The organism is Paenirhodobacter sp. YD-8 (assembly GCF_056590935.1).
The window spans coordinates 1,972,240-1,998,630 of record NZ_CM152649.1; the positions used below are offsets into that span (position 1 = coordinate 1,972,240).

Annotated in this window: 21 protein-coding genes; 10 read left to right on the forward strand and 11 right to left on the reverse strand. The window is 69.2% G+C overall.

Features of this window, described 5'->3' with window-relative positions; genetic code table 11:
• The first annotated feature begins 94 nt into the window (after positions 1-94).
• Positions 95-1,651 carry a glutamine-hydrolyzing GMP synthase gene (gene guaA / locus AC0QTQ_RS09570; protein WP_128147355.1) on the forward strand — a complete coding sequence of 519 codons (1,557 nt, stop codon included), beginning with the start codon at positions 95-97 and terminating at the stop codon, positions 1,649-1,651.
• Positions 1,652-1,857: 206 nt separating this feature from the next.
• Here guaA and mfd read toward each other — a convergent pair whose 3' ends face one another.
• Together mfd and AC0QTQ_RS09580 are read right to left on the reverse strand one after the other, a co-directional pair.
• A complete protein-coding gene (mfd, locus tag AC0QTQ_RS09575; RefSeq protein ID WP_480256383.1) occupies positions 1,858-5,292 on the reverse strand; it encodes a transcription-repair coupling factor in 3,435 nt (1,144 codons plus the stop codon).
• A gap of 48 nt (positions 5,293-5,340) precedes the next feature.
• The gene (locus AC0QTQ_RS09580) at positions 5,341-5,871 is read right to left on the reverse strand and encodes a component of SufBCD complex (protein ID WP_480256384.1); all 531 of its coding nucleotides are present in this window, start codon (positions 5,869-5,871) and stop codon (positions 5,341-5,343) included.
• 171 nt (positions 5,872-6,042) lie between these two features.
• Between AC0QTQ_RS09580 and hemB the strand changes: the two genes are divergently transcribed.
• Complete coding sequence (gene hemB, locus AC0QTQ_RS09585; protein ID WP_480256385.1) at positions 6,043-7,041, forward strand: porphobilinogen synthase; 999 nt, start codon at positions 6,043-6,045, stop codon at positions 7,039-7,041.
• 123 nt (positions 7,042-7,164) lie between these two features.
• The gene (locus tag AC0QTQ_RS09590) at positions 7,165-7,722 is read left to right on the forward strand and encodes a lipid-binding SYLF domain-containing protein (RefSeq protein ID WP_480256386.1); all 558 of its coding nucleotides are present in this window, start codon (positions 7,165-7,167) and stop codon (positions 7,720-7,722) included.
• Positions 7,723-7,817: 95 nt separating this feature from the next.
• Here the strand turns inward: AC0QTQ_RS09590 and AC0QTQ_RS09595 are convergent, their stop codons facing one another.
• The 4 genes from AC0QTQ_RS09595 to AC0QTQ_RS09610 form a co-directional block, all read right to left on the reverse strand.
• Positions 7,818-8,438, reverse strand: a complete 621-nt coding sequence (locus tag AC0QTQ_RS09595) for a lytic transglycosylase domain-containing protein (protein WP_480256387.1) — start codon at positions 8,436-8,438, stop codon at positions 7,818-7,820.
• 109 nt (positions 8,439-8,547) lie between these two features.
• The gene (locus AC0QTQ_RS09600) at positions 8,548-9,108 is read right to left on the reverse strand and encodes a helix-turn-helix transcriptional regulator (protein ID WP_121532323.1); all 561 of its coding nucleotides are present in this window, start codon (positions 9,106-9,108) and stop codon (positions 8,548-8,550) included.
• Positions 9,105-9,683 (reverse strand): cytochrome b/b6 domain-containing protein, encoded by a 579-nt coding sequence (locus AC0QTQ_RS09605; RefSeq protein WP_480256388.1) that lies wholly within the window; start codon positions 9,681-9,683, stop codon positions 9,105-9,107. The genes AC0QTQ_RS09600 and AC0QTQ_RS09605 overlap by 4 nt, the downstream gene beginning before the upstream one ends.
• 52 nt (positions 9,684-9,735) lie before the next feature.
• Positions 9,736-9,999 (reverse strand): PepSY domain-containing protein, encoded by a 264-nt coding sequence (locus AC0QTQ_RS09610; RefSeq protein WP_121532327.1) that lies wholly within the window; start codon positions 9,997-9,999, stop codon positions 9,736-9,738.
• A 261-nt stretch (positions 10,000-10,260) separates the two neighbouring features.
• On the opposite strand from AC0QTQ_RS09610, the gene ssb reads away from it, so the two are divergent.
• Complete coding sequence (gene ssb / locus AC0QTQ_RS09615) at positions 10,261-10,782, forward strand: single-stranded DNA-binding protein (protein ID WP_480256389.1); 522 nt, start codon at positions 10,261-10,263, stop codon at positions 10,780-10,782.
• Between the two features lie 68 nt (positions 10,783-10,850).
• Here the strand turns inward: ssb and AC0QTQ_RS09620 are convergent, their stop codons facing one another.
• Positions 10,851-12,410 (reverse strand): flavin-containing monooxygenase, encoded by a 1,560-nt coding sequence (locus AC0QTQ_RS09620; RefSeq protein ID WP_480256390.1) that lies wholly within the window; start codon positions 12,408-12,410, stop codon positions 10,851-10,853.
• A 135-nt stretch (positions 12,411-12,545) separates the two neighbouring features.
• Here AC0QTQ_RS09620 and AC0QTQ_RS09625 point away from each other — a divergent pair, with 135 nt between their 5' ends.
• Together AC0QTQ_RS09625 and AC0QTQ_RS09630 are read left to right on the forward strand one after the other, a co-directional pair.
• Positions 12,546-13,010 (forward strand): hypothetical protein, encoded by a 465-nt coding sequence (locus tag AC0QTQ_RS09625; protein WP_128148239.1) that lies wholly within the window; start codon positions 12,546-12,548, stop codon positions 13,008-13,010.
• Positions 13,007-14,353 carry a pyridoxamine 5'-phosphate oxidase family protein gene (locus AC0QTQ_RS09630; protein ID WP_480256391.1) on the forward strand — a complete coding sequence of 449 codons (1,347 nt, stop codon included), beginning with the start codon at positions 13,007-13,009 and terminating at the stop codon, positions 14,351-14,353. The genes AC0QTQ_RS09625 and AC0QTQ_RS09630 overlap by 4 nt, the downstream gene beginning before the upstream one ends.
• Positions 14,354-14,398: 45 nt before the next feature.
• Here the strand turns inward: AC0QTQ_RS09630 and AC0QTQ_RS09635 are convergent, their stop codons facing one another.
• Positions 14,399-14,896 carry a c-type cytochrome gene (locus AC0QTQ_RS09635; RefSeq protein ID WP_480256392.1) on the reverse strand — a complete coding sequence of 166 codons (498 nt, stop codon included), beginning with the start codon at positions 14,894-14,896 and terminating at the stop codon, positions 14,399-14,401.
• A gap of 291 nt (positions 14,897-15,187) precedes the next feature.
• Between AC0QTQ_RS09635 and AC0QTQ_RS09640 the strand changes: the two genes are divergently transcribed.
• From AC0QTQ_RS09640 to AC0QTQ_RS09650, 3 genes are all read left to right on the forward strand, one after another.
• On the forward strand, positions 15,188-15,592 hold the full coding sequence (locus AC0QTQ_RS09640; RefSeq protein WP_480256393.1) for an OsmC family protein: 405 nt from the start codon (positions 15,188-15,190) through the stop codon (positions 15,590-15,592).
• Between the two features lie 457 nt (positions 15,593-16,049).
• Entirely contained in the window at positions 16,050-17,783 is a 1,734-nt protein-coding gene (locus tag AC0QTQ_RS09645; RefSeq protein ID WP_480256394.1) for a histidine kinase N-terminal 7TM domain-containing protein, read from the forward strand.
• Between the two features lie 113 nt (positions 17,784-17,896).
• Positions 17,897-20,668 (forward strand): DUF2339 domain-containing protein, encoded by a 2,772-nt coding sequence (locus tag AC0QTQ_RS09650; RefSeq protein ID WP_480256395.1) that lies wholly within the window; start codon positions 17,897-17,899, stop codon positions 20,666-20,668.
• Between the two features lie 70 nt (positions 20,669-20,738).
• Here AC0QTQ_RS09650 and pdxR read toward each other — a convergent pair whose 3' ends face one another.
• Entirely contained in the window at positions 20,739-22,229 is a 1,491-nt protein-coding gene (gene pdxR, locus AC0QTQ_RS09655; protein ID WP_480256396.1) for a MocR-like pyridoxine biosynthesis transcription factor PdxR, read from the reverse strand.
• 112 nt (positions 22,230-22,341) lie between these two features.
• Here pdxR and AC0QTQ_RS09660 point away from each other — a divergent pair, with 112 nt between their 5' ends.
• Positions 22,342-23,031, forward strand: a complete 690-nt coding sequence (locus AC0QTQ_RS09660; protein ID WP_480256397.1) for a benzoate/H(+) symporter BenE family transporter — start codon at positions 22,342-22,344, stop codon at positions 23,029-23,031.
• Positions 23,032-23,346: 315 nt separating this feature from the next.
• Here the strand turns inward: AC0QTQ_RS09660 and cueR are convergent, their stop codons facing one another.
• Together cueR and AC0QTQ_RS09670 are read right to left on the reverse strand one after the other, a co-directional pair.
• Complete coding sequence (cueR, locus tag AC0QTQ_RS09665) at positions 23,347-23,772, reverse strand: Cu(I)-responsive transcriptional regulator (RefSeq protein ID WP_480256398.1); 426 nt, start codon at positions 23,770-23,772, stop codon at positions 23,347-23,349.
• Positions 23,772-26,249, reverse strand: coding sequence for a heavy metal translocating P-type ATPase (locus tag AC0QTQ_RS09670; RefSeq protein WP_480256399.1), 2,478 nt, complete (start codon positions 26,247-26,249; stop codon positions 23,772-23,774). Before AC0QTQ_RS09670 ends, cueR begins: the two co-directional genes overlap by 1 nt.
• Positions 26,250-26,391 lie beyond the last annotated feature (142 nt).

The following is a 26,391-nucleotide window of genomic DNA, read 5'->3' on the forward strand; positions in this document are numbered from 1 at the left end:
CCCCTCCCTTCATCTTGCCACAAATACCTCGGGGGTGCGGGGGCGGCGCCCCCGCGCTCTTGCTTTTGGCGAAATCCCCCCCTATTCCCCGCACATGACCCAGCATCAGCGCCTCCTCATCATCGACTTCGGCTCCCAGGTCACGCAGCTGATTGCGCGCCGCCTGCGCGAGCTCAACGTCTATTGCGAAATCCATCCCTATCAGAAGGTCACCGATGCCTTCCTGACCGATTTCGCGCCTCAGGCAATCATCTTCTCGGGTGGCCCGGACAGCGTCACCCGCGAGGGCTCTCCGCGTCCGCCGAAATCGGCCTTCACCCTCGGCGTGCCGATCCTCGGGATCTGCTACGGCCAGCAGGTGATGATGCAGGAGCTCGGCGGCCTCGTCGAATCCGGCCATGGCACCGCCGAGTTCGGCCGCGCCTATGTCACCCCGACCGAGCGCGCGCTGCCGCTGCTCGAGGGTTGGTTCCAGGACGGGCGCGAGCAGGTCTGGATGAGCCACGGCGACCACGTCAGCCGCATCGCCCCGGGCTTCGAGGTCTATGGCACCTCGCCCGGCGCCCCCTTCGCGATCACCGCCGATCCCGAACGCCACTTCTACGCCGTGCAGTTCCACCCCGAGGTGCACCACACCCCGAAGGGCGCGAAGCTCTACGAGAACTTCGTCCGTCTTGCGGGCTTCACCGGCGACTGGACGATGGCGGGCTATCGCGAACAGGCGATCGAGAAGATCCGTGAACAGGTCGGCGACAAGAAGGTGATCTGCGGCCTCTCGGGCGGCGTCGACAGCTCGGTCGCGGCGGTGCTGATCCACGAGGCGATCGGCGACAACCTGACCTGCGTCTTCGTCGACCACGGCCTGCTGCGCAAGGGCGAGGCCGAGGAAGTCGTCACGATGTTCCGCGACCATTACAACATGCGGCTGATCGCGGCGGACGAGAGTGATCTCTTCCTCGGCGCGCTCGAGGGCGTGTCGGACCCGGAAGTGAAGCGCAAGACCATCGGCAAGCTCTTCATCGACGTGTTCCAGAACTATGCGAACCAGATCGACGGCGCCGAGTTCCTGGCCCAGGGCACGCTCTATCCCGACGTGATCGAAAGCGTCTCGTTCTCGGGCGGTCCCTCGGTGACGATCAAGTCGCACCACAACGTCGGCGGTCTGCCCGAGAAGATGGGGCTGAAACTGGTCGAGCCGCTGCGTGAACTCTTCAAGGACGAGGTCCGCGCCCTTGGCCGCGAGCTCGGCCTGCCCGAGAAGTTCATCGGCCGTCACCCCTTCCCGGGCCCGGGTCTGGCGATCCGCTGCCCCGGCGAGATCACCCGCGAGAAACTCGCCATCCTGCGCGAGGCGGATGCGGTCTATATCGACCAGATCCGCAAGCACGGGCTCTATGACGAGATCTGGCAGGCCTTCGTGGCGATCCTGCCGGTCCGCACCGTCGGCGTGATGGGCGACGGGCGCACCTATGACTATGCCTGCGCGCTGCGCGCGGTGACCTCGGTCGACGGCATGACGGCGGATTACTACCCGTTCAGCCACGACTTCCTCGGCGAGACCGCGACCCGGATCATCAACGAGGTGAAGGGCATCAACCGCGTCACCTATGACATTACCTCGAAGCCCCCGGGCACGATCGAGTGGGAATGAACCGCGCGAGAGCGTGACCGGATGCGGCCCCCTCGGGGGCCGTTTTCTTTTCTGCGGGGAAAGAAAGGGGGGCGCTGCCCCCCTCGGCCTGCGGCCTCACCCCCCGGGATATTTGAGGCAATTGGAAGCCGGGGCGTCCCGAGCGCCGGCAGATCCCGGGGGGGCGCCTGGGGCAAGACCGCGGACGCGCCCCGGCCTTGCGGGGGTCAGGCCTTTGCGGCCTTCTTCGCCTCGATCACCTTCTCGGCCAGTTCCTTGGCGATGGCGAAGGCGCCCTTGATCCGCTCGGCATCCGAGGTCCAGTCGCGTTGCAGCACCACCTTGTTGCCGCTGATCTTCGCCGTGCCCTTCTGCGCTTGCAGGAATTCGACGAGGCCCGCGGGGTTCGGGAACTTGTCGAGGTGGAACTGCACCGTCGCGCCCTTCGGCCCCGCGTCCATCTTGGCGATGAAGGCGCGTTTCGCCATCGCCTTGATCCGCACCACCAAGAGCAGCGTGTTGACCTCGCGCGGCAGTTCGCCGAAGCGGTCGATCAGCTCGGCGGCAAAGCCCTCGAGCTCGACCTTCGTGGTCAGCCCGGACAGCCGGCGGTACAGGCCGAGCCGCACGTCGAGATCGGGGATGAAGCTTTCGGGGATCATCACCGGCACGCCGAGGTTCAGCTGTGGCGACCATTCGCCGTCGCCCTCCGCCTCGGTCAGCTCGCCCGATTTCAGCCGCGCGATCGTCTCCTCGAGCATCGCCTGATAGAGCTCGTAGCCGACTTCCTTGATATGGCCCGACTGCTCCTCGCCCAGAAGGTTGCCGGCGCCGCGCAGGTCGAGATCCTGCGAGGCGAGGTTGAACCCCGCGCCGAGATTGTCGAGCGAGCCGAGCAGCCGCAGCCGTTTCGTGGCCTGCGGCGTCAGCGGCAGCCGCGGCTTCGTCGTCAGGTAGCAATAGGCGCGCATCTTCGAGCGCCCGACCCGGCCGCGGATCTGGTAGAGCTGGGCCAGACCGAACATGTCGGCGCGGTGGATGATCATCGTGTTCGCGGTCGGGATGTCGAGGCCGCTCTCGACGATGGTCGTCGCCAGCAGCACGTCATACTTGCCGTCGTAGAAGGCGTTCATCCGCGTATCGAGCTCGCCCGCGGCCATCTGGCCATGTGCGGTGATGAAGCTGACCTCGGGGACATGCTCGCGCAGGAAGGCCTCGATCTCGGGCAGGTCGGTGATGCGCGGCACGACGTAGAAGCTCTGCCCGCCGCGGAAGCGTTCGCGCAGAAGCGCCTCGCGCACGGTGACCGCGTCGAATTCGCTGACATAGGTGCGGATCGCCAGGCGGTCGACCGGCGGCGTGCCGATCACGCTCAGATCGCGCACCCCCGTCAGGCTGAGCTGCAGCGTGCGCGGGATCGGCGTCGCGGTCAGCGTCAGAACGTGGATTTCCGAGCGCATCTCCTTCAGGCGTTCCTTGTGGTTCACGCCGAAATGCTGTTCCTCGTCGATCACCAGCAGGCCGAGGTTGCGGAACCTCACCGCTTTGGCCAGCACCGCATGGGTGCCGATGACGATGTCGACGGTGCCGTCGGCCAGTCCCTCGCGGGTCTTCGCCGCCTCTTTCGCCGAGACGAAACGGCTGAGCGGACGGACCTCGAGTGCGGTGCCGCGGAAGCGTTCGGCGAAGGTCTTGTAATGCTGGCGGGCAAGCAGCGTCGTCGGCGCGATCACCGCCACCTGCACGCCCGAGGCGGCGGCGATGAAGGCCGCGCGCATCGCCACCTCGGTCTTGCCGAAGCCGACATCGCCGACCACCAGACGGTCCATCGGCCGGCCCGATTTCAGGTCCTCGACCACATCGTCGATGGCGCTCAGCTGGTCCTCGGTCTCGCTGTAGGGGAAGCGCGCGGCAAAGGCCTCCCATTCGTGATGCGGCGCCTCGAGGATCGGCGCGTGGCGCAAGAGCCGTTCCGCCGCGATCCGCATCAGCCGGTCGGCGATCTGCCGGATGCGCTCCTTCAGCCGGGCCTTCTTCGCCTGCCAGGCGCCGCCGCCGAGCTTGTCGAGAAGCCCGTCCTCATGGCCGTATCGGCTGAGCAGTTCGATGTTGGTGACGGGCACGTAAAGCCGGTCGCCGCCCGCATATTCCAGAAGCACGCAATCAAGCGGCGCGCCAAGCGCGGTGACGGTCTCGAGCCCCTTGTAGCGGCCGACGCCGTGATCGACATGCACGACAAGGTCGCCCGGCGTCAGGCTTTGCGCCTCGGTCAGGAAGTTCTCGGCCTTGCGCTTCTTCTTCGGCCGGCTGACGAGACGATCGCCGAGCACGTCCTGCTCGGAGATCACGGTCAGCCCCTCGGCCTCGAAGCCCGCGTCGAGCGTCCAGACCGCAAGGCCCAGCCCCGAGATCTCGCGCGCGTCGCGGATGAGGTTCGCGCCGCCCAGCCCCTCGTCCTCGAGAAGCCCCTTCAGACGCTCGCGCGCGCCTTCGGACCAGCTGGCGAGAACCACCGGTCCCTGTTGCAGCCGGCTTTCGATATGGCTCTTCAACGCCTCGAAAAGGCTGACGTTTTCAAGCTGGCGCTCGGGCGAGAAATTGCGTCCGATGCGGGCGCCGGCGTTCAGGATGCCGGGGCCGGGCGGCGCCGGCAGCACCTGCAGCCGCAGCACCCGATGCGCCGCCAGAACCGCTTTCCAGGCCGGCTCGTCGAGATAGAGCAGCCCCGGCGCCGCCGGCTTGTAGACGGTGTCGACCCGGTCACGCCGGGTCATCGCCTCGCGCCGCGTGTCGTATTGATCGGCGATCCCCTCCCACCGCGAGATCCGCGCCGGCTCGATCTGGTCGTCGAGCATCACGCTCGCCTCGGGCAGATAGTCGAAGAGGGTCTCGAGCCGGTCGTGGAAGAAGCCCAGCCAATGCTCCATCCCCGCGTGCTTGCGCCCGGCCGAGACCGCCTCGTAGAGCGGATCGTCCGCGCCGCCCGCGCCGAACTCGACGCGGTAGTTCTGCCGGAAGCGGGTGATCGAGGGCTCGTCGAGGATCACCTCGCTCACCGGGGCAAGCTCCACCGCCTTCAGCTTCTCGGTGGTGCGCTGGCTGACCGGATCGAAGCGGCGCGCGCCGTCGAGCACGTCGCCGAAAAGGTCAAGCCGCACCGGCCCCGCCTCGCCCGGCGGATAGATGTCGATGATGCCGCCGCGCACCGCGTAATCGCCGGGCTCTGACACGGTGGAAACGGGCGAGAAGCCCATCCGCACCAGGAAGGCGCGCAGCTTTTCCTCGCGCACCGGGCCGCCGACGCGGGCGGTGAAGCTCGAGGCGGCGACGAGATCGCGGGCGGGAATGCGCTGCATCGCGGCGTTCAGCGTCGTCAACAGCACGAAGGGCCCGGGCACGCCCGCGGCGAGCGCGGCAAGCGTCGCCATCCGTGCCGCCGAGATCTCGGGATTGGGCGAGACCCGGTCGTAGGGCAGGCAGTCCCAGGCCGGGAAGGACAGCACCACCGCCTCGGGCGCGAAGAAGGCCAGCGCGGCGCGCATCGCCTCGAGCCGGCGATCGTCGCGCGCGACATGGATCACCGGACGGCCGCGGGAAAGTTCCTTCGCGACCAGCTTCGCATCAAAGCCCTCGGGGGCACCGGACAGCAGAAAATGTTCCATGCTTCCGGAGGTATCCGCCCCGTCCGCCGTGTCAAGCCCGGGGCGGGCTCAGCCGATGTAATAGTGGCTGAGGTTCTGGAACATGCCCCACAGCGCGGTGACCGAGATCGCCGCGAGACCGACAAGCTGCACGCGGAAGCGGTGCCGGGTCAGCACCTGCGTCACCGCCTCGGCGTCAAACCCGCCGGTTTGCAGCCCGGGCTCGAGCTTCGCGGCCGCGCGCAGGCTCATCAGCCCGACAAGCGAGAGCGGAACCAGGATCAGCGCCGCGGCCTGGGCGAATTCGAAGTGATAGACGAAGCCCAGGACCACCAGCAGGCTGAGCAGGCAGGAGGTGACAAGCGACAGCGCCAGTCCCGCCTCGCGCCCGATCACCATGAGACGCGCGACGTTGATCCGGGTCAGCGTGACCAGATCCTCGCCCTCGGCGCCACCGCGGCGGCGCGCGCGGGTGACCATGTCGAAGGGCACGCCCAGCACCCAGTGCGAGGTGGTCGACCAGGTGACGGCCAGCGCGATCCAGTACCACAGGCTGGAAAACGACCGCATGTCGATCAGCTGGAAGATGTTCTGCAGCATCGCTCGCCCCTTCGCGCGTCGGGCCCGTCCGGCCTGCGCCGGCGGCACAGTAGACGATGTTTTCGCTGGGGAAAACCTCTGCCGTCGGGGCTATCAAGGACACGGGCGCGTGAGCAGGGTTGTGGCCCGGGCCGATCCGTGGCACCGAAGGGGCGACACAGGAGGCTTCCCATGCACCCGATCATCCCGCCCTTCCCCGTGACCCGCCTGCGCCGCCTGCGCAGCACGCCCGCGCTGCGCGATCTCGCGCAGGAGAACCGGCTGTCGGTCAAGGATCTGATCTGGCCGATCTTCGTCACCGACGTGCCCGGCGCGGATGTCGAGGTGCCCTCGATGCCCGGCGTCCTGCGGCGCACGATCGAGGGCGCGGTGCGCGCGGCCGAAGAGGCGGCGCGCCTCGGCATTCCGGCGATCTGCCTCTTTCCCTATACCGACCCCGCCACCCGCACCGAGGGCTGCGAGGAGGCCTGGGATCCCGAGAACATCACCAACCGGGTGATCCGGGCAATGAAGGCCGCGGTACCCGAGGTCGCGATCATGACCGACATCGCGCTCGACCCCTACAACGCGAACGGCCATGACGGGCTGGTCAAGGACGGCGTGATCCTGAACGACGAGACCGTCGAATGTCTGGTGAAGATGGGCCGCGCCCAGGCCGAGGCCGGCGCCGACATCCTCGGCCCCTCGGACATGATGGACGGCCGCATCGGCGAGCTGCGCACGATGCTCGAGGCCGAGGGACACCAGAACGTCACGATCATGAGCTATTCGGCCAAGTATGCCTCGGCCTTCTATGGCCCGTTCCGCGACGCGGTCGGGGCCACCGGCGCATTGAAGGGCGACAAGAAGACCTATCAGATGAACCCGGCGAACAGCGACGAGGCGCTTCGGCTGGTGGCGCGCGATCTCGAGGAAGGCGCCGACATGGTCATGGTCAAGCCGGGCATGCCCTATCTCGACGTCTGCCGGCGGGTGAAGGACACGTTCGGCGTGCCGACCTATGCCTATCAGGTGTCGGGCGAATACGCGATGGCGATGGCGGCGGTGCGCAACGGCTGGCTCGACCATGACAAGGTCATGCTCGAAAGCCTGATGGCCTTCCGTCGGGCGGGCTGCGACGGGGTGCTCACCTATTTCGCCCCGGCGGCGGCGCGGCTGATCGGCGCCTGATTGCCGAAAGCGCCGGCGGGCCGGCGGGCCGGCCCAACCGGAGGTTGCGGGAAGGGGTTTCTGCCCTATACATTGTGGCGAACGGGCGGCCATAATGCCCGGGACCATGAGCGGAGCGAGCGGATGACACAGTTTACCAGACGGACCCTTCTGGCGATCGGCGGTGCCGGACTCGGGCTTGCGGCCTGCGGCAATGGCGTGGGCTCGGGCGGTGGCGCCAAGATCGACGCGCGCGTCGACGCGACGCGCGACTACCTGCTGCAGAAATACCCCGGCACGCAGGAGCTGATGGGCAAGGCGCGCGGCGTGCTCTACATGCCGCTGATGACCGAGGCGGGCTTCGGCATCGGCGGCTCCTACGGCCGCGGTGCGTTGCGGATCAACAACGTGACGGTCGATTACTATGCGGCGGCCTCGGCCTCGATCGGCTTCCAGATCGGCGCGCAGCAATATGCCCATGCGCTGTTCTTCATGACCGAGGACTCGCTCGCCGATTTCCGCCGCAACGACGGCTGGGAAGTGGGCGCGGATGCCCGCTACGCCCTGCCCGACCGCGGCGGCGCGGTCGGCACCGACACCACCACCTCGCTTGCGCCGGTGATCGCGCTGGTCTTCGGCCAAGCCGGGCTGATCGCGGGCGCCTCGCTCGCCGGCACCAAATACACCCGCATCATCCCCTGAGCGGGAACGGGCCGCGGAAAACACGAAGGCGCGCCGGAGAGCGCGCCTTTTTTCTTGGGGATATGGTGGGGAGGTCGCGGAGACTTCGGGCGGTCTCAGCCGCCGTAGATGACCCGGACGTAATTCATCGTCTCGGCATAGGGCGGCACGCCGCCGTGCTTGTCGACCGCCTCGGGACCGGCGTTATAGGCCGCGAGCGCCAGCCGCCAGTTGCCGAAGCGCTCGTACATCATCCGCAGATAGCGCGCCCCGCCCTCGAGGTTCTCGTGCGGGTCGGTCGCATCGACGCCAAGCTTCGCCGCCGTGCCCGGCATCAGCTGCGCAAGCCCGGTCGCGCCCTTCGGCGAGACGGCCGAGGGGTTCCAGCCGCTTTCCTGCTGCACGAGGCGCAGGAACAGGTCCTCGGGCACGCCGTGATGCGCCGCGGCGGTCTTTGCCGCCTGCAGATACTGGCCACGGTAGCGGCCCGAATAGCGCGGCATCGCGGCCAGATCGCCGATCGACGGGCTGTCGCCACTCGGCCGCAGGCGCGAGGAATTGGCATATTGCCCGGCCAGCCGGGTGTCGAGCAGACGCGTCTGGTTGCGAAACAGCAAGGCGCGCGATTTCGTCGAGGAACCGGAAAGTTGCAGCCCCTCCGCCCGGGCCTGCGTTCCGTCAAGAGGAGCCAGCGCCACGGCCAGCCCGAGGGTAACCACCCCGGCAATCTTCCGCATCCGTCCCTACCAAAATTGTTTTTCGGCCGCGATTATACGCAAAGCGCGGCAAAGGGAAAGCGGCGCGCGTGTCGCGCCGCGGGCGCCATCGGCAAAGCCTTGCCGATGCTCAGCCGGCGAGCGCCCTGCCCCCGATCGTCTCGCTCCCGGCAAGCCCGTCCTCGAGCGGTCCGGCAAGCAGATCCTCGATGAACAGCGAGACGAGCTGGCCGCGGCCGCTGACCCCGGCCTTGCGATAGACCGCGTTCAGATGGGTCTTCACCGTCGCCTCGGAGGAGCCGCGCAGCCCCGCCACCTCGGCGATGGTGCAGCCCTTGATGGTGAAGCCCGCGACATCGGCCTCGGAAGGGGTCAGGCCCCAGGCCTCGAAGCGCTGCTGCATCAGCGTGGCGAGCGCGCCGCGCGCCACCGACAGCGCCTGCGCCGAGCGCGCCTCGCGCGCCAGCATCGCGCGCAGCACCAGCCCCTCGACCACGATGCCCGCGATCAGGCCGAGGTTCGCCAGCATCTCGAGATCGAGATGCGCCGAGATGCTGCCCGCCTCCATCGTGTCGGTGATGACATCTGCAATGAAGAAGGCGGAGCAGAGAAGCTGCACCGCCATCAGCGCGATCAGCGCGGCCTCGCGCCGTCGGCGCGGCTTGGGGGAAGCCCCCCGTTCAGTGGTCATCTGCCGTTGTCCGTGTCGTTCACTGGCAGCGACTTGTAGCCCGTAATCATCCCGCGCGGAAGGTTGATCCGCAGCCGCAGGCTTTCAAGGAAGACCGCGGCGACATGGGCGAGCACCGAGACCTCGGCCCAGGTGACGGCGGCCTTGTGCAGGTCCTCGGGCCATTGCACGCCCCAATAGGTGTCGGTCGTCATCAGCCAGCCGGAGAAGCCGATCACCAGCAGCGTCCCGATGAGGTTGTAGATCATCAGCGCGCCAAGCGGCGAATGGCCGGCATGGACATGGCGACGGCCACGGACGATCTCGGAGAGCTGCTCCACCGCGCCCGAGACCGAGGGCGGGAAGTCGGAAAAGCGCGCATGGCGGGTGCCGATCAGCCCCCACAGCACGCGCGCCAGCACCAGCCCGACGACGGTGAAGCCGATCATGTGGTGCAGGGTGTGCTCGGGGTTGGTGAAGAGCGCGTTCGCGGCAAAGCAGCCGACGAGCGTCCAGTGGAACAGCCGCACGAAGGGATCCCAGATCCGGGTGTCGCGGCGGGGCTCGGCGGGGGTGGAAAGGGGCGTGGCGGTCATCTTGTCCTCCTCGGGGCGGGCCGGGGACAGACGCCCCCGGCCCGGGCCGGGCTCAGTTCTCCGACGCGCCGTTCTTCACCTGCTCGAGCTTGTCGTTGAAGTAGAGCTCGAACTTCTTGCCGTCCTTCATCGCGTAAACCTCGATCAGGCCGTCCTCGGTGCCGATCTTGCGCACTTCATAGCCTTCCTGGGTCAGCTTGGTGCGCAGCTGTTCTTGCGTCGCGGCGTCGATACCGGCGGCGGCAGCCGGCAGCGCGGCGCCCGCGACGAGCGAAGCGAGGACAGCGGCGGCGGTGAACTTGCGGAAATGAGTCATCACGATCTCCCTGGGGCCGGGGCGACATGCCCGGGCTCGGTGCCGCCGCTCTCGCCGATGCCGCGCTGCAGCACCATCGGCACCCGGATGGAGGGAGGGGCTTTTCGCCCGCCTCCACCCCGGGTTCGGGGCCTCCACCCCGGGTTTGAGACGGCTTTCCGAGCCCTGCCCCTAGGCGGGGCGGAAGGGCTGTTCTATACCCGGTCGGACAAATCGGAATCGCCGCGCGGCACTCGCGCGCGGCCACAGCGGAGGAACTGCATGGCCGGCTCTGTGAACAAGGTCATCCTGGTGGGCAACCTGGGGCGCGACCCCGAGGTGCGCACCTTCTCGAACGGCGGCAAGGTGTGCAACCTGCGCATCGCCACCTCGGAGACCTGGCGCGACAAGGCGACGGGCGAGCGCAAGGAACGCACCGAATGGCATTCGGTCGCGATCCTGAACGAGAACCTGGCGAAGATCGCCGAGCAGTATCTGCGCAAGGGCTCGAAGGTCTATGTCGAGGGCCAGCTCGAGACCCGCAAGTGGCAGGACCAGTCGGGTCAGGACCGCTATTCGACCGAGGTCGTGCTGCGCCCGTTCCGCGGCGAGCTGACGCTGCTCGACGGTCGTGACGGCGGCGGCCAGGGCGGCGGCGGCGGTGGCTATCGCGGCGGCGCGCAGGGCGGCGGCGGCGGCTTCGGCGGCGGCTATGACGAGGGCCCGTCCTATGGCGGCGGCTCGGGCGGCGCGGCGCCGGCCGGCGGCGGCCGGTCGGATTTCGACGACGAAATCCCGTTCTGAGACGGATCCGTTTCGCGAAGACTGCAAGGGGTGGCCAGCGGCCACCCCTTTTTCGATGTCGCGCCGGCTCAGTGCAGCGGTGCCCCCTCGCCCGCCGGTCCGCCGCGGAAGACCTCCGCAGGGGCCCAGAGCGCGGCGCGGCGGCGGGCCTGTTCGGGCGTGTAGCCGCTGCCCCGGATCGCGCCGAAGGCCTGCGCCGCGGCAAGGGTCATCTCCTCGGCGCAGGGCAGCGGGTCGGGCCCGTCGATGCGGAACGACACCGGCGAGAGCGGCCCGAAGAGCAGCGCCTGTTCGAGATAGGGCCGGCGCGGGATCTGCGGCTCGACCCCGGCGCGCTGCGCGAACTCGAGCGCCATCATGTTCATCGGCCGCGCGGGCGGGGCCGCGCCTTGCCCCTGCTGCGCGGCCATCTCTTCCGCCATCTCGGCGAAGGATGGCATGAGGTCGGGCGTGTCCCAGCAGCCGGCGATATAGCGCGCCTGCAGCTCCAGCACCGGGAAATAGGGGCCGACGAGATCGTAAAGCCCGACGAAGGCGAGCCCGTCGAGATCGGGGTGGAAGCTGTCGGCGAAAAGCGTCAGCCCCTGCGCCGACAGCTCGACCGTCCGGGCGATCTCGGGCGAGAGCCAGGGCAGCGAGAGCGCGAAGCCGGTGCCGAAGAGCAGGCTGTCGAAGTCGCCCTCGCGGCCATCGGCAAAGCGCACGCTGCGGCCCGACACGGACGCGATCCAGGGGCGCACCGCGATCCGCCCCTCGGCGACGGCGGGAAGGAAGCCCTGGCACTGGGTGATGCCCGCCGCGAAGACGTTGGGATCGGCCTCGAGGGCGCCATATTGCTCGGGCGTGCCCGCGGCTTGCAGGATCTGCGCCTTCAGCCCCGCCGCCGCGGCGGCCGGCCCGCGCGCGCCCTCAAGGGCGGCAGCGCGGGTGAACAGCACATGCTCGGCCGGCACCCCGGCGATCAGCTTCGGCAGCACATAGCGCTGGCGGCGATAGCTGATCGTCACCTGCGCCCCGGCCTGCGCCAGCGTCGTCGCGATCTCGAGCGCGCTGATCGAGCAGCCGGCGACCAGCACCGAGGCGTCGCGATAGCGCGCCACGCCGCTGAACTGGCTCGAATGGCCGGTGCCGAACTTGCCCGAGAAGGTCTCGAGCCCCGGCACCTGCGGGATCGTGCCGCGCAGATAGCGGCCCGAGGCGACGACGACGCGGTCGAAGCGCTCGGTCCGGGTCTCGCCGCCGCGGCTCGAGCGGATCTCCCACCCGCCCGCCTCTGCCCGCGAGAGCTGCTCGACCCGGGTGCCGAAGCGGATCGCGCGGCGCAGGCCGAAGCGGTCGCTGTAGCGGTCGAGATAGCGGTGCATGTCCTCACGGCCCGGATAGGTCGGCGTGCCCGGCGGATGATCGAGGTCGGAGAACGCCGTCATCACCCGGCTGGTGTTGGTGACCATGCCGGGCCAGGTGGCGCTGTGGAGCCCGTTCGGGTTCCATTGCCCGCCGAGATCGCGCGACGCCTCGAACAGGACCGGCGCAAAGCCGCGCGCCTTGAGCCAGCGGGCGGTGACAAGCCCGGCGGGACCGGCGCCGATGATCGCGACCGAGGGGCGGGATGCGGAAGGATGTGTCATGAAAGCCTCTGATGATTGACATGTGTCTTACTTCGCGTAAAGCGCTTGGAGGGGCTTGCTAAATGCCTGCTAAGGGCGCGCGGCTTCGGCTAAATTTCTGCTAAAGACGGATATTGGAACGGAAGGGACATCGCCGTGGACGCCTCGCTTGTCCGATTCCTGCTGCGCCCCGTGATGATCCTCGTGGGCACCGTCGACCCCGCTGCCCGGCCCGAGATCGGCCGCGGCGTGGGCAGTCTCGTCGTGCCCGAGGCCGGGCGGATCGACGTTCTGGTGTCGCGCTGGCAATGGCCGGCGACGATCGCGAATGTCGAACGCGCCGGGCGAGCCGCGGCGACCTTCTCCCGCCCCGCCGATTACGAGACCTATCAGATCAAGGGCCGCGCCACGCTGCGTGCGGCAGGCGCGCCCGAGGCCGAGACCGCCCGCGCCTATTGCCGTGACACGCTGGCCGCGCTGATGGAGCTGGGCATGGCCCATGATCTTGTCGCGCATTGGCAGTCGACACGCGATCTGGTCGTGGTCTCGCTGTCGGTGGACGAGGTCTTCTCGCAGACGCCGGGCCCGCTTGCCGGGCAGCGGATCGGGGGCGCGACATGATCCGTTTGGCCGATCTCGACGATTGCTTCGAGGGGGTGATCCCCTCGGTCGTGGCGACGTGTGGCGCCGACGGCCTGCCGAACATCTCCTACCTGTCGCATGTGAACCGGGTCGACGACGACCACATCGCGCTGTCGAACCAGTTCTTCGGCAAGACCGCCGCGAACCTGCGCCGCAACCCCTGCGCGACGATCCTGCTGGTCGATGGCCGCACCGGCGCGCAGGTACGGGTCGAGGCGATCTTCGTGCGCTCGGAAACCGAGGGGGCGCTGTTCGATCGGGTCGCGGCGCAGCTTGCCGCAAGTTCGGCGCAGGTCGGGATGGAGGCGACGATGCAGCTGCGGGCGGTCGACGTCTTCCGGGTGCTGTCGCTGCAGGCAACGCCGACGCAGGCGCCGGTGCTGCCCGCCGATCCCGATGCCCGGCCCGATCTGCCGGCGCTGGCCGATGCGGTGGCGGCGATCGACAGTGCGCCCGATCTGGGCGGCGCCTGCGAGGCCGCGCTCGATGCCGCGATGGCGCTGCTTGGCGCCGATGCCGCGATGATCCTGATGCGCGACCATCCGCGCGATGTGCTGATGACGGTGCTGAGCCGCGGCTACGAGACCGGCGGCGCGGGGGCCGAGGTGCCCTTCGGCATCGGTGCCATCGGCATCGCGGCGGCGACGCGGCAGGTGATCCGGGTCGGCGATCTGGGCCGGGTGCGGCGGCTGAATGCGGCGATCGAGGCGAGCAGCGAACAGGAGGCGCGCAGCCGCCGCATCCGCCTGCCCGGCCTTGGCGGGGCGCTGAGCCACATGGCGGTGCCGCTGTGCAGCGGCGGCGCGCTGGCGGGGGTGCTCTTCGTCGAGGCGCGCCGGCGTCTGGCCTTCGGCCGCGCACAGGAGGCGGCGGCGATGATCCTCGCCCGCCTGCTCGCCGCGGCGATGCGGGCCTCGGAGCAGAGCCCGGCCGCGGCGGCCGAACCGCCCCTGCCCGCGACGGTGACGGGCGATGGCGGCCGCATCCTCCGCGTGCGCCATTACGGCTATGACGACAGCATCTTCATCGACGATGCCTATATCATCAAGGGCGTCGCCGGCCGGATCCTCGCTTTCCTGATCGGCAGCCATCTGGCCGAGGGCCGCGATGTCTTCAGCAACCGCGAGATCCGGCTGGCGGCGTCGCTGCGGCTGCCGGGCTATCGCGACAATCTGGAAACCCGGCTGATCCTGCTGCGCCGGCGGCTCGAGGAGAAATCCGCCCCGATCCGGCTGGTCTCGGCGGGGCGCGGGCAGATCCGGCTGGTGCTCGACGGGCGCCCCGAGCTGGTCGAGGAGACACCCGGCGAGGGGCCGGCATGAGCATGGCACCGGCCGGGCCGCCCCGCGGCAGCCCGGCCGTCGCGCTCAGGGCGCGGGCATCGTCACCCGGTAGAAGGGCGCGGGCGCCGGCGCGCCCGGGGCCACCGGCTCGGGCACCGGGTTCGCGACCGGCGGCTGTGCGCGCAGCCAGGTGACCAGCGCGGCAAGGTCATCGGCGTTCAGCGCCGCATAGCTTGCCCAGGGCATGACCGGGGCCAGCACCCGCCCGTCGGGCAGCACGCCGGTGGTGATCGCGGTGGCGATCTCGGCCTCGCTCCAGTCTCCGAGCCCGGTCTTGTCGGGCGTCAGGTTCGGCGGCCAGAAGGTGCCGAGCCCGGGAAGTTCGAAGCCGACGGTGCCGCCCGCCAGCCCCTTCTCGACGAGCGGCATGCCGTCGGGGGCGCGCGGCATGTGGCAGCCGGCGCAATCCATGATGCGCGCGAGATAGGCGCCGCGCGCGACGAGATCGGTGTCTTCCGCATGAAGCGCCGCCGGGGCGGTCGCGAGCGAAAGCGTTGCAACGACGAGGAACCGAAGGGTCATCTGTATCTCCTTGGAGGCCGGGCCGGCCCCGTCTGCGGTGCAGCGGGTGCCGGCCTGGCAAGGTGGATAGTGAGGGGTGGCCAGGGATGTCCTGAGGGCAGGACCCTAGGCCGGTCAGCGTCGATCCGTATGTTAAGAGAATACGAAAGGCGCCGCGGTGCTTGCTAAAAGAGTGCTAAACGCCGCAGCGGCGCCCTGCCCTTCGCGCTTGACCGCACCGGCCCGATCCGCTTCGACTGGTCGCAGGCCGGGGCGGGGAAGCCCCGACCGCTCGCAGGACTGGATCAGCCGATGATGGAATACCACGTTTCCGCCCGCCGCATCGATGCGCATGGCAGCCTTGCCCGGGCGAAGGAGGCCGAGGTGGTGCTCGATACCGACCTGGCCGGGCGGCGCGATGCGATGAACCCGGTCGAGCTGCTGCTCTCCGCCCTCGCCGCCTGCATGCTGAAGGGGGTCGAGCGGGTCACGCCGCTGCTGCAGTTCCACATCGACGGCGTCGAGATCGCGCTGGAAGGGGTGCGGCAGGACGCCCCGCCGCGGCTGGTCGCGATCCGCTACGAGATCGTGGTCGACAGCCCGGAAAGCGACCAGAGGCTCGACCTGCTTCACCGCAATATCCTGAAATACGGAACGATTTCGAATACGCTCTCGGCGGCGCTGCCGCTGGAGGGCGGATTGCGCCGCAAGGTCTAGGCCGGACCGCCCGCGCCGGCAGGGCCGGGATCGCGCGGCGCGCACTACCTTGCGGAGAGTGCGGCGGCCACGCCGGGCGGTGCCGTGTTCCGCGCCGGTGGCGCGCAAGGACGGGAGCGATAGGCCGGTGGGACGCCTGGGCTCCCGCCGCCGCACCATCCCCGCCGGACGCTCCCGCCACCATTGCCGGTCTTTCCGCCTTGTTTTCAAAACCTTCGCACTGTAGCGTCGGGAAGCTGACCCAACGACATCACGATCAGGTTGTTCAGAGCGACTTGGGTGGCCGCCGATCTCACTCCGAAGAAACCTCGACATGCTCTCGCCCCTGCACTGCCCGCCGCGCAACTCAAGGTTGTCACGCTAGACCATGCCCTGCCTGACCAATCTGGAATTCTCCCTGGCCTCCGCCACCGCTGCCGCGTTGTGGGCGGTCTGTGCGCTGATCTTGGCTTCGGTCATGCGGAACAACCGCTTCGCCGGGCAGCCGGCCTTCGTGCTGACCTTCCTCGCGATGCTGTGGTGGTTGTTCACGGTCACCATGGATCTCGCCTCACCGGGGGAAAGCTGCAAGGTCGGCTGGTCGCTTGCCGCCTGGCCCGGGATCACGCTGCTGCCGATCGCCTGGACCTTCTTCGTCTTCGATTACACGATGAACGCGAGCCGGCGCCGCCGGCCGATCCGCCTTCTGCTCTATATCGGGCTGCCGAGCCTCGTCAGCCTGATCGCGCTGACCAACAGCCAGACCCATCTGCTCTATGGCACCGGCACCCGGCTGGTGACGGAGGACGGGCGCAGCTTCGTCTATTTCGATCACGGCCCGCTCTTCTTCACCGTCGCCGCCGGGCTCTACATCTTCGTCAGCAGCGCCCTCGGCGTGCTCGTCTATGCGCTCGTCATGGCGAAGCGGATCATCCGCCCCTTCCTGAGCGTGCTGATCGTCGTCACCTCCGCCCCGCTTGCCGGCAATCTCGCCTATGTGCTGTGGGAGGTCACCGTCTTCGGCTTCGATCCGACCCCGTTCCTGTTCGCGGTCTCGCTCATCGCGCTCAGCTGGCTGCTGCTGAACAACACGATGATGGACACCGCGGCGCAGGGGCGCAACCTGCTGTTCTACGTGATCCAGGACCCGGTCATCATCATCGACGCCGCCGGCCGCTTTGCCAGCGCCAATCCCGCCGCGCGGGCGCTCTTCAACAAGAAGATGCTGAAGCACGGCGAGAGCATCGAGCGGCTGGAAAGGATCGGGCCGTTCCTGCAGTCCTTCATCGAGACGGGCGTGTTCGACAGCACCGACCCGATCCGCCTCCGCGGCCGGATCTTCGAGCCGCGCATCCGCCCGATCGACAGCCCGATCCAGACCAAGACCTCGCTGCTGGGCTGGTCGGTCTCGCTGGTCGACATCACCGAACGCGAGCACGCGGCCGAGGCACTGCGCGAGGCGCTGGCCCATGCCAAGGCCGCCAACCATGCGAAATCGCAGTTCCTCGCGATGATCAGCCACGAACTGCGCACGCCGCTGACCTCGATCAAGGGCGGGCTCGATCTGGCGCTTCACGGCGCCACCGGCGAGCTGAACGAGCCGCTGCGCAACCTGCTGACCATCGCGCAGCGCAACAGCCTGCGGCTGATGAAGCTGGTCGACGACGTGCTCGACCTGCAAAAGCTCGATCTCAGCACGATCACGCTCGAGCTGCGCGACCTGGACGCCGATGCCTTCCTGCATGACGTGATCGAGGAATACGAGGCCTATGCGACCGAGGCGGACGTGCGCCTGGTCATGGTCTCGGAGCCGGTGAACCGGCAACTGCGCGTCGATCCCGACCGGCTGAAGCAGGTGGTCGGCAACGTGATCTCGAATGCCGTCAAGTTCTCGCCCGAGGGCGGGCGGGTCGAGTGCTCGACCCGGCGGGGCGAGACGATGCTGCGGGTCTCGATCCGGGACAGCGGCATCGGCATTCCCGAGAACAAGGAAGACCAGGTCTTCGGGCGCTTCAATCAGGTCGAGAGCAGTGCCGCCAAGGCCTCGGGCGGCTCGGGGCTGGGCATGCACATCGCCAAGATCCTGATCGAGAGGATGGGTGGCGCGATCTGCTATGAAAGCCGCCTTGGCCACGGCACCACCTTCCACATCGATATCCCGTTCGCGCCGCAGGCGGCGCCCGAGGTCGCTGCGGTGCCGGCCGGCGCGTGACCGCTGCCCCGCCGGGAGGGCCCTCTGCCGCGTCAAGGCCCCCGCGTGCCGCCCGGATGATTGCTCCGGCCGGCGCGGCCCGGTAGTCTTGGGGACCGGTATTGGAGTTGCGCATGGACGGTTTCGAGTTTCTTCTCGTCATTTTCGGGATCGCCTATGGCGTGATGGTCGTGATCGGCCTGCCGGTGCTGCTGTTTCTCGTGCCCGCGTTGCGCAGCCGGGTGCGGCGGCTCGAGGAAGATCTCGCCGCGCTGAAAGCCGGGGCGCCGGCTCCGCAGCCGGACATGGCAGTCACGGCCGGCATGGCCGCCCCGCAGCCCCCCGCCAAGCCCGCGCCCGTCACGCCCGAGTCGGCCCCCTCCGACGAGGTCGCGCCGGAGGCGCCCCCGCGTGCCCTGCCGCCGCCGCTGCCCGTCCTGCCGGACGCCGCACCGACGCCGCACCCGATGCCCGAGCGCGAGCCCGGCGCGCTTGCTCCGCTCGCCGCCTGGCTGCGCGCGAACTGGACGCTGGCCATCGCCGCGCTCTCGCTGATCCTCGGCGGGCTCTTCATGGTGCAATATGGCGTCGAGAAGGGGCTGCTGACGCCGCCCCTGCGCGTCCTTGGCGGGCTGGTCCTCGGACTTGCCCTGATCGCGGGCGGCGAGGCGATCCGGCGCCGCAGCGGCGATGTCGCGACGCCGGCAACCCGCGCCCTGCCCTCGACGCTGTCAGGCGCGGGCGCGGTGGTGATGTTCATCGCGATGGCCGCGGCGCATGCGCTTTACGGGCTGATCGGCCCCGGCGTGGCCCTTGCGGGGCTGGCGCTGATCTCGGGGGCGACGGTGCTGATGGGGTGGTTCTACGGGCCGGTGCTGTCGGCGATCGGGCTGATCGGAGCGGGGGCCGCGCCCTTCCTGCTGGGCGGCGGTTCCGACAGCGCGCGGCTCTTCTATGGCTATTTCCCGCTGGTGGGCGTGGCCGGACTGGCGATCGACAGCTTCCGCCGCTGGGGCTGGGTCTCGGCGCTTGCGCTTGGCGTCGCGAGTTTCGGCCTCGTGCTGCTCTGGGGCTCGGTCCCCTTCGCGCCGGGCCTTGCCGGGGCGGCGCTGGTGCTGGGCTTTGCCGCGCTGACCTTCCCCGAGCGTCACCTGACCCCGCGCCACGCCGGCGCACCCGTCACCGCTCTCTTCCGCGGCCCGCGGCCCGAGGTGCCGACGCTGATCGCCGCTGCCGGCGCGGCGATCGCCACCCTTGCCGGGCTGATGATCGTCGCGGGCGCCGGAACGCCGGCCGAGTCCGCCCTCGGTTTCGCGCTTCTCGTCGGGCTGTTCGCGGCGGCCAGCCTGTGGCTCCACCGCGCCCCGGCGCTTGATGCGCTGGCCGTGCTTCCGGCGCTGGCCTTCCTGCTTGCCCTGATGATCGAGCCGATGCACGGCGGCCCGCTGCTCGGCGGGCTCTTCGCCGCGCTGAATGCCGCGCCCGGCGAAGAGATCCCGCACCCGCCGACGCTCTGGGCGCTGGCGCTTGCCGGCGCGGCGCTTTCGGCCCTTGCCTTCGCGCGGCTGCGCCATGCCCGGGCAAGCGGCGAGGCCGATCCGAGGCTCTGGGCCTTCGGAGCGGCGAAACTCGGCACCGCGACGATCTTCGCGCTCGAGTTCTTCTGGGCGCCGGGGCTTTTCCTCGGCCCGGGCCCGTGGTCGCTCGTGGTGATCGCGATGGCGGCGCTGATGGTGCTGTTCGCCGAGCGCCGCGCCCGGATGGGCGGCGAGGCCCTGCCCCGCGACCTTGGCCTTTTCGCCGCGGCGGCAGTGCTGCTGATCGCGCTCGCCTTCTTCATCCTGCTCACCAAGGCGGCGCTGACGCTGGGGCTGGCGCTGCTGGTCGTGCTGGCGGCGCTGACCGACCGCCGCTTCCGGCTGCCGCTGATGGGCTGGATCGCGCAGCTTGGCGTTGCCGTCATCGGCTATCGGCTGCTGGCCGATCCGGGCTTCGCCTGGAGCCTTTACAGTGCGAGCTGGCCTGCCTTCGCGCTCAGCCACCTCGGCCCGATCGCCGCTTTCGAGGCGGCGCGCCGCCTCGCCCGTCCCGAGCGGGCGGGCCTGCGCGCGGTGGCGGAATCGGCGCTGATGACCACGGTTGCGCTGTTCGTCATGCTGACCATCGCGCGGCTGATCCCCGACCGCGACACCCACACCCATTGGTTCGAAGGGCTGTCCGCGGCGATCTGGTGCGGTGCGGCCTTCGGGCAGATCTGGCGGCTGCCGAGCAGTGGCCGGGCGATCCGCCGGCTGCGCGGCGTCATTGCCGCGCTGAGCGGGCTTGCCGCACTGGTCGCGCTTCTCGCGCTGGCGCGCGATCTTGTCGACATGCTGGACTGGGGCGGCGATCCGGTGCTTGGCCCGCCGCTGCTCGACAGCCTTGCGCTCGCCTTCTGGCCGCTCGCCGCGACGCTGGCGGTGGCGGCGGTCTTCCTCGGCGCGCCGGGGCGGCCCGGCGCCCGCCTCTTGCGCCCGGGCCTTGCCGGCGGTGCGGGGCTTGCCACCCTGATCTGGGGCTGGCTCGAGATCCGGCGGCTGTGGCGCGGGGCGGACCTGTCGCTGCCGGGCCCGTCGGATGGCGAGCTTTACAGCTACACGGTCGCGCTGCTCGCAGCCTCGCTCGCGCTGCTGGTTGCCGCCGTGCCGCGCCGCTCGCTCACGCTGCGCCGGATCGCGATGGCGGGGGTGGCACTGACCATCGCCAAGGTGTTCCTGCTCGACATGGCGGGGCTGTCTGGGCTGACCCGGGTCGCCTCCTTTGTCGGGCTGGGCCTTGCGCTCACCGGGCTGGCCTGGCTGAACCGGCAGATCGACGCGCATTGGCGCGCGACCGGCCCCGAGGTGCCGCCACCGGACGCGCCCTGACGGCCCATCGTCACAGGATGGCGGGGGGCGTTCGCGGTCTGCACGCTCCCCGCCGTCGCTTCGGTGCACGCTAAGACCCCGCCACACCGCGAAGCGCCTGCGCCAGTTTCTTGACCGCGCTCTCGATCTCGGCCGGTGTGTAGGCCGCGAACCCCATCAGGAAGCCCGCCTTGCCGTCGCCGGCTGCATGAAGGGCCGATAGCCCGAGCAGTTCGATGCCGACGGCCCGCGCGGCATCGATGGCGGTGCGCTCGGAGAGATCGCAGGTCAGAACGCAGGGCATTTGCAGGCCGCCCGTCGGAACGCGCGGCGCGACAAGATCGGAAAGGTGCCTGCGGACAAGGGTCGCGAGCACCTCAAGCCGTTCGGCATAGACGCCGCGCATGGCGCGCACATGGGCTCCGAAATGCCCGCCGTCGATGAACCGCGCCAGCGTCAGTTGCGCGATCTGCGCCGTGTGCCCGTCAAGCAGCGTGCGCGCCACGGTCATCGGCGTGACGAGCTGAGGCGGCAGGACGGCATAGCCGATCCGCAGGCCGGGAAAGAGCGATTTGGTGAAGGTGCCGATATAGATGGTGCGGTCATGCGGATCGAGCCCTTGCACGCAGGCGGTCGGCTTGCCCGCATAGTGGAATTCGCTGTCGTAATCGTCTTCGATGATCCACGCCTGATGGCGGACCGCCCAGTCGATGAGGGCAAGGCGACGGTCGAGCGCCAGCGTCGCGCCGGTCGGGAACTGGTGCGAGGGGGTCAGGAAGACGGCCTTGGCCTTGCGGGCTTCGGTCAGGATCTGCTCGACCACGACCCCCTGGCGATCGACGCGCACCGGCAGGCATTCCAGCCCCGCCGCATCGAATGCCTTGCGCGCGCCGTGATAGGCGGGGTCCTCGATGAAGATCCGATCGCCCGGATCAAGCAGCATGTTGGCACACAGGGCCATCGCCTGCTGCGAGCTTGTGAGGATGAGCACGCGCTCGGCGGTGGCGCGCGCTCCGCGTTCGAGATTCACGTAGTCGGCGATGGCCCGCCTCAGCGGTTCGGTTCCTTGCGGATCGCCGTGAAGCAGCGCCTGCGTTCCGGTTTCCTTCAACACCTGCCGTTCGAGACGTTCCCACAGCCGCAGCGGGAAGCTGCGCGTTTCGGGCACGCCCGGCGCGAACGGCCGGGGGCACAGGAGCTCGCGCACGCCGCCACTGCGGAACATGGCGTTTCCGCGCGTGCTCAGGTTCGGCGCCCGGTCGCGCAAAAGCGCGTCACGCGGCGAGAGCCGTCGACCGGGCGCGAACTCCGTCATCTGTGCGACGAAACTGCCGCTTCCGACGCGCCGGTCGATGAAGCCCTCGGCATGAAGCTGCGTGTAAGCGGTCTCGACCGTGTCGCGCGAGACGCCGAGCGATCCGGCAAGTGCGCGCGAGGCCGGCAGCGGCTTTCCCGGGCCAAGCGCACCGTCGAGGATCAGTTGCCGGATCGCCCGCTGGATCCGCGCATGAAGCGGCATCGCCGCATGCGCGGGATGGGCGAGCCACGCCTTCACCGACTCGAGTTGGGAATGCTTGAACAAATGGACTGCTCATCATGAGAAAAGTGGCGGGGAACATCAGGCCATTGATCCGCTAGATGTCAAGGCTGACGCCATCGGCCTCGCGCCGCAATTCAGGAGCCCATCCAAGCCTATGCCGCCCTCTTCCTCGTCCTCCCCCATCCGTCTGACCGATCTCGCCCATCCCGTCGTCGCGGGCCTGATCTCGGTCATCGTCAACTATGGTGGCACCTTCATCCTCGTCTTCCAGGCCGCGAAGGTCGCGGGCCTCGGCCCGGAGCTGACGGCATCGTGGGTCTGGTCCGTCTCGATCGGCGTGGGGCTGACGGGACTGATCCTCAGCCTGCGCTATCGCGAGCCGATCATCACCGCCTGGTCGACCCCGGCGGCGGCCTTTCTTGTCACGGCGCTGGCGACGACGCCCTATGCGGAAGCGGTCGGGGCCTACATGATCTCGGCGCTGGCGTTCGTGCTGCTGGGCCTGTCGGGCTATTTCGAGAAGGTCATCCGCCTGATCCCGGCCGGTCTCGCGTCGGGCCTGCTTGCCGGCATCCTGCTGCAATTCGGCATCGGCGCCTTCGGCGGTGCGAGCGTCGACCCCGTTCTGGTCGGGCTGCTGATCGTCACCTATGTCCTGCTGAAACGCTTTTCCGCGCGCTATGCCGTGGTGGGCATCCTCGTTCTCGGCTTCGCCTTCCTTCTGATCGAGGACCGTGTCGAGCTGTCGGGGCTTGAGCTCAGCTTCGCCGCGCCGGTGTTCTCGATGCCGGACTTCTCCCTCAATGCGCTGCTGGGCGTCGGCGGTGATTTTGGGGGCTGGTGATCGGTCTTGTCGTCTACGGCGTGCTGAACGGCCGCCTGCCGCGTCGCGCGCGCGCCGATGCGGTCATTGGCGAGAACGCAGCGAAGTGAGGGCACCGGGACACCGGTGTCGGGCCCGCTGACCTCGATCCGCTGTGCGGAGCGCATGGGCCGCTCGGCAATTGCCGAGGCAGTTTCACGGCCGAAGGTCACGGTGGTCCCGACAGCACTCCTGTCGAACCATCCCGGCGTTGAGGCGCTGCGCGGCCGGGGGGGCGGAACGCGGCAGAAGCATGTCAGGTGACGCCTGCACGCCATGCCGTGAACCGCATCGTGCCTAGCGGGCCATCGCGTCCTGAGGGGCATGGGACGGGGCGCTGCCGCCGAGGTCTTCGAGGATCGGGCAATCCGGGCGGTTGTCGCCGCAACAGGCGTCGGCAAGATGGCTCAGGGTGTCGGCCATTGCCTGCATCTCGGCAATCCTGCGTTCCAGTGTGCTGACCTGCTCGAGCGCGAGGCGTTTGACATCCGCGCTGTGCCGGTCACGGTCGCTCCACAGCGCCAGCAGCTCTGCAATCGTGGCCACCGGGAACCCCAGATCGCGCGCGCGGCGCACGAAGCGCAGGATCTGCACGTCGCGATCGCCATAGCTGCGATAGCCCGCGCCGGTGCGTGCCGCCGCCGGGATCAATCCGATCGACTCATAATAGCGGATCATCTTGGCCGAGACCCCCGAGGCGCTGGCCGCTTCGCCGATGTTCATCAAGCAGTTCCTTTCATGGGAGCAAACCGTTTCAGCCTAAGCGCATTGCCGAGCACGAAGACCGAGGACATCGCCATCGCCCCGGCCGCGAAGACCGGCGAGAGCAGGATGCCGAAGGCGGGCCAGAGCGCGCCCGCCGCGAGCGGGATCAGCGCGGTGTTATAGGCGAAGGCCCAGAACAGGTTCTGGCGGATGTTCGCCATCGTCGCGCGCGAGAGCGCGATCGCCTCGGGCACCACGGTGAGGCGGCCCGACATCAGCACGACATCGGCGGCCTCGATCGCGATGTCGGTGCCGGTGCCGACCGCGATGCCGACATCCGCCGCGGCCAGCGCCGGCGCGTCGTTGATGCCGTCGCCGACGAAGGCGAGCTTGCCCGCCGCCTTCAGCCGTTCGACGGCCTGCACCTTGCCCTCGGGCAGCACCTCGGCCACGACCTCGTCGATGCCGAGCTGGCGGGCGATGGCCTCGGCCGTGCGGGCATTGTCGCCGGTGATCATCGCCACCCTCAGACCGAGCGCGTGCAGGGCGGCGATTGCCGCGGGCGTCGTCGCCTTGACCGGGTCGGCCACCGCGAGCACCGCGGCCACCCGGTCGCCAAGCGCGGCATAAAGCGGGGTCTTGCCCGCCTCGGCCAGCGCCTGCGCATTCGCCGACAGGGGGCCGATCTGCAGCCCGAGGCTCAGCATGAACCGGTCGGCGCCGACCGCGATCCGCCCCGCCTCGGTCTGTGCCGAAACGCCCTGCCCGGTCTGCGAGACAAAATCACGGATTTGCGGCAGATCCAGGCCTTCGGCCTCGGCCGCCTGCACCAGCGCGCGGGCGATCGGGTGTTCGGATTTCGCCTCGACTGCCGCGACTGCGGCCAGCACGGTGGCGCGGTCGAACCCGGGTGCGAGGCTCAGATCGGTCAGCTGCGGGCGGCCCTCGGTCAGTGTGCCGGTCTTGTCGAGCGCGACCACGCGCACCTCCTGCAGGCCCTGCAGCGCGTCGCCCCGCCGGAACAGGATGCCCAGATCGGCGCCGCGCCCGGTGCCGACCATGATCGAGGTCGGCGTGGCCAGCCCCATCGCACAGGGGCAGGCGATGATCAGCACCGCCACCGCGTTGACCAGCGCGAAGCTCAGCGCCGGGCTTGGCCCGAAGATCAGCCAGGCAAGGAAGGTGAGCGCGGCAAGCCCCATCACCGCCGGCACGAACCACAGCGTGACCCGGTCGACCAGCCCCTGGATCGGCAGCTTGCCGCCCTGCGCCTCTTCGACCATGCGGATGATCTGGGCGAGCATCGTGGCCTGCCCCACCGCCGTCGCGCGAAAGACCAGCGCGCCGGTCTGGTTCACCGTGCCGCCGGTGACCGCGCTGCCCGCGCGCTTCTCGACCGGCAGCGGCTCGCCGGTGATCATGCTCTCGTCGATCCAGCTTGCGCCTTCGGTGACCTCGCCGTCGGTGGGCACCCGCTCGCCGGGGCGCAGCTCGATCTCGTCACCCGCGCGCAGCTCGGCCACCTCGATCTCGCGCAGCCTGCCGTCGCGCCGCACCCGGGCCGTGCGCGGCTGCAGACCCACGAGACGCTGGATCGCCTGCGAGGTCCGGCCCTTGGCGCGCACTTCCATCCAGCGCCCGAACAGGATCAGTGTGACGATCACGGCGGCGGCCTCGTAATAGACGTTCACCGTGCCTGGCGGCAGCAGGCCCGGCGCGAAGGTCGCCACCAGCGAATAGCCCCAGGCCGCGAGCGTGCCGACCGCGACGAGACTGTTCATGTCAGGCGCCCCCTTCAGCAGAACGGGCACGCCCTTGCGATAGAACTCCCGGCCCGGCCCGATCATCACCGCCGTGGTGAGGATCGCCTGCAGCAGCCAGTTCGCCTGCTGCCCGAGCACCGCCATCACCAGCGCATGAACCGGGGCGAACAGATGCGCGCCCATCTCGATCACGAAGATCGGCAGCGTCAGCGCGGCTGCGAGGATCAGCTTGCGCTTGAGGCCGGCCTCTTCTTCGGCCTTGCGGGCCACGGTCGCTGCGGTGGCGGCACCGCCTTCCGCGGCGACATGCGCCTCATAGCCCGCCGCCTCGATCGCCCGGATCAGCGCCTCGGCCGCTGCGGTGCCGCTGACCTGGGCGTGCTCCGTGGCAAGATTGACGCTGGCCGATGTGACGCCGGGCACGGCGCCGAGGGCGCGCTCGACCCGCCCCACACAAGAGGCGCAGGTCATCCCCTCGACCTCGAGCTCGATCGTTTGCGCGCGCACGCCGTAGCCCACCGCCGCGACTGCCCTCGCAAGCGCCGCACGGTCGATCCCGCTGCCGGTGACCTCGGCCCGTTCGGTGGCGAGGTTGACCGCAGCGTCTTCGACCCCGGGCGCGGCCTTCAGCGCCTTTTCGACCCGGAGCACACAGGAGGCGCAGGTCATGCCCTCGATGTCGAGCGTGACTTTCTCGCGATGAAGGTCATGAAAAGAAGCGGGTTTCGTCATGGCGGCATCCTTCGATGAATTCGGTCCGCTGTTCCAGATAGGGGTTCCCACCATGGCAAGGTCAAGGGGGAGCAGAATTTTCGATGACCTTCGAGCGAAGACTTGACCTTGCCATGGTGGGAAGCCCTATCTGTCAGGGCAT

Bases quoted from the DNA above. Each gene is read 5' to 3' on its own strand.
- guaA (WP_128147355.1), top strand. From the start codon at position 95: ATGACCCAGCATCAGCGCCTCCTCATCATCGACTTCGGCTCCCAGGTC.
- mfd (WP_480256383.1), bottom strand. From the start codon at position 5,292: ATGGAACATTTTCTGCTGTCCGGTGCCCCCGAGGGCTTTGATGCGAAG.
- AC0QTQ_RS09580 (WP_480256384.1), bottom strand. From the start codon at position 5,871: ATGCTGCAGAACATCTTCCAGCTGATCGACATGCGGTCGTTTTCCAGC.
- hemB (WP_480256385.1), top strand. From the start codon at position 6,043: ATGCACCCGATCATCCCGCCCTTCCCCGTGACCCGCCTGCGCCGCCTG.
- AC0QTQ_RS09590 (WP_480256386.1), top strand. From the start codon at position 7,165: ATGACACAGTTTACCAGACGGACCCTTCTGGCGATCGGCGGTGCCGGA.
- AC0QTQ_RS09595 (WP_480256387.1), bottom strand. From the start codon at position 8,438: ATGCGGAAGATTGCCGGGGTGGTTACCCTCGGGCTGGCCGTGGCGCTG.
- AC0QTQ_RS09600 (WP_121532323.1), bottom strand. From the start codon at position 9,108: ATGACCACTGAACGGGGGGCTTCCCCCAAGCCGCGCCGACGGCGCGAG.
- AC0QTQ_RS09605 (WP_480256388.1), bottom strand. From the start codon at position 9,683: ATGACCGCCACGCCCCTTTCCACCCCCGCCGAGCCCCGCCGCGACACC.
- AC0QTQ_RS09610 (WP_121532327.1), bottom strand. From the start codon at position 9,999: ATGACTCATTTCCGCAAGTTCACCGCCGCCGCTGTCCTCGCTTCGCTC.
- ssb (WP_480256389.1), top strand. From the start codon at position 10,261: ATGGCCGGCTCTGTGAACAAGGTCATCCTGGTGGGCAACCTGGGGCGC.
- AC0QTQ_RS09620 (WP_480256390.1), bottom strand. From the start codon at position 12,410: ATGACACATCCTTCCGCATCCCGCCCCTCGGTCGCGATCATCGGCGCC.
- AC0QTQ_RS09630 (WP_480256391.1), top strand. From the start codon at position 13,007: ATGATCCGTTTGGCCGATCTCGACGATTGCTTCGAGGGGGTGATCCCC.
- AC0QTQ_RS09635 (WP_480256392.1), bottom strand. From the start codon at position 14,896: ATGACCCTTCGGTTCCTCGTCGTTGCAACGCTTTCGCTCGCGACCGCC.
- AC0QTQ_RS09640 (WP_480256393.1), top strand. From the start codon at position 15,188: ATGATGGAATACCACGTTTCCGCCCGCCGCATCGATGCGCATGGCAGC.
- AC0QTQ_RS09645 (WP_480256394.1), top strand. From the start codon at position 16,050: ATGCGGAACAACCGCTTCGCCGGGCAGCCGGCCTTCGTGCTGACCTTC.
- AC0QTQ_RS09650 (WP_480256395.1), top strand. From the start codon at position 17,897: ATGGACGGTTTCGAGTTTCTTCTCGTCATTTTCGGGATCGCCTATGGC.
- AC0QTQ_RS09660 (WP_480256397.1), top strand. From the start codon at position 22,342: ATGCCGCCCTCTTCCTCGTCCTCCCCCATCCGTCTGACCGATCTCGCC.
- cueR (WP_480256398.1), bottom strand. From the start codon at position 23,772: ATGAACATCGGCGAAGCGGCCAGCGCCTCGGGGGTCTCGGCCAAGATG.
- AC0QTQ_RS09670 (WP_480256399.1), bottom strand. From the start codon at position 26,249: ATGACGAAACCCGCTTCTTTTCATGACCTTCATCGCGAGAAAGTCACG.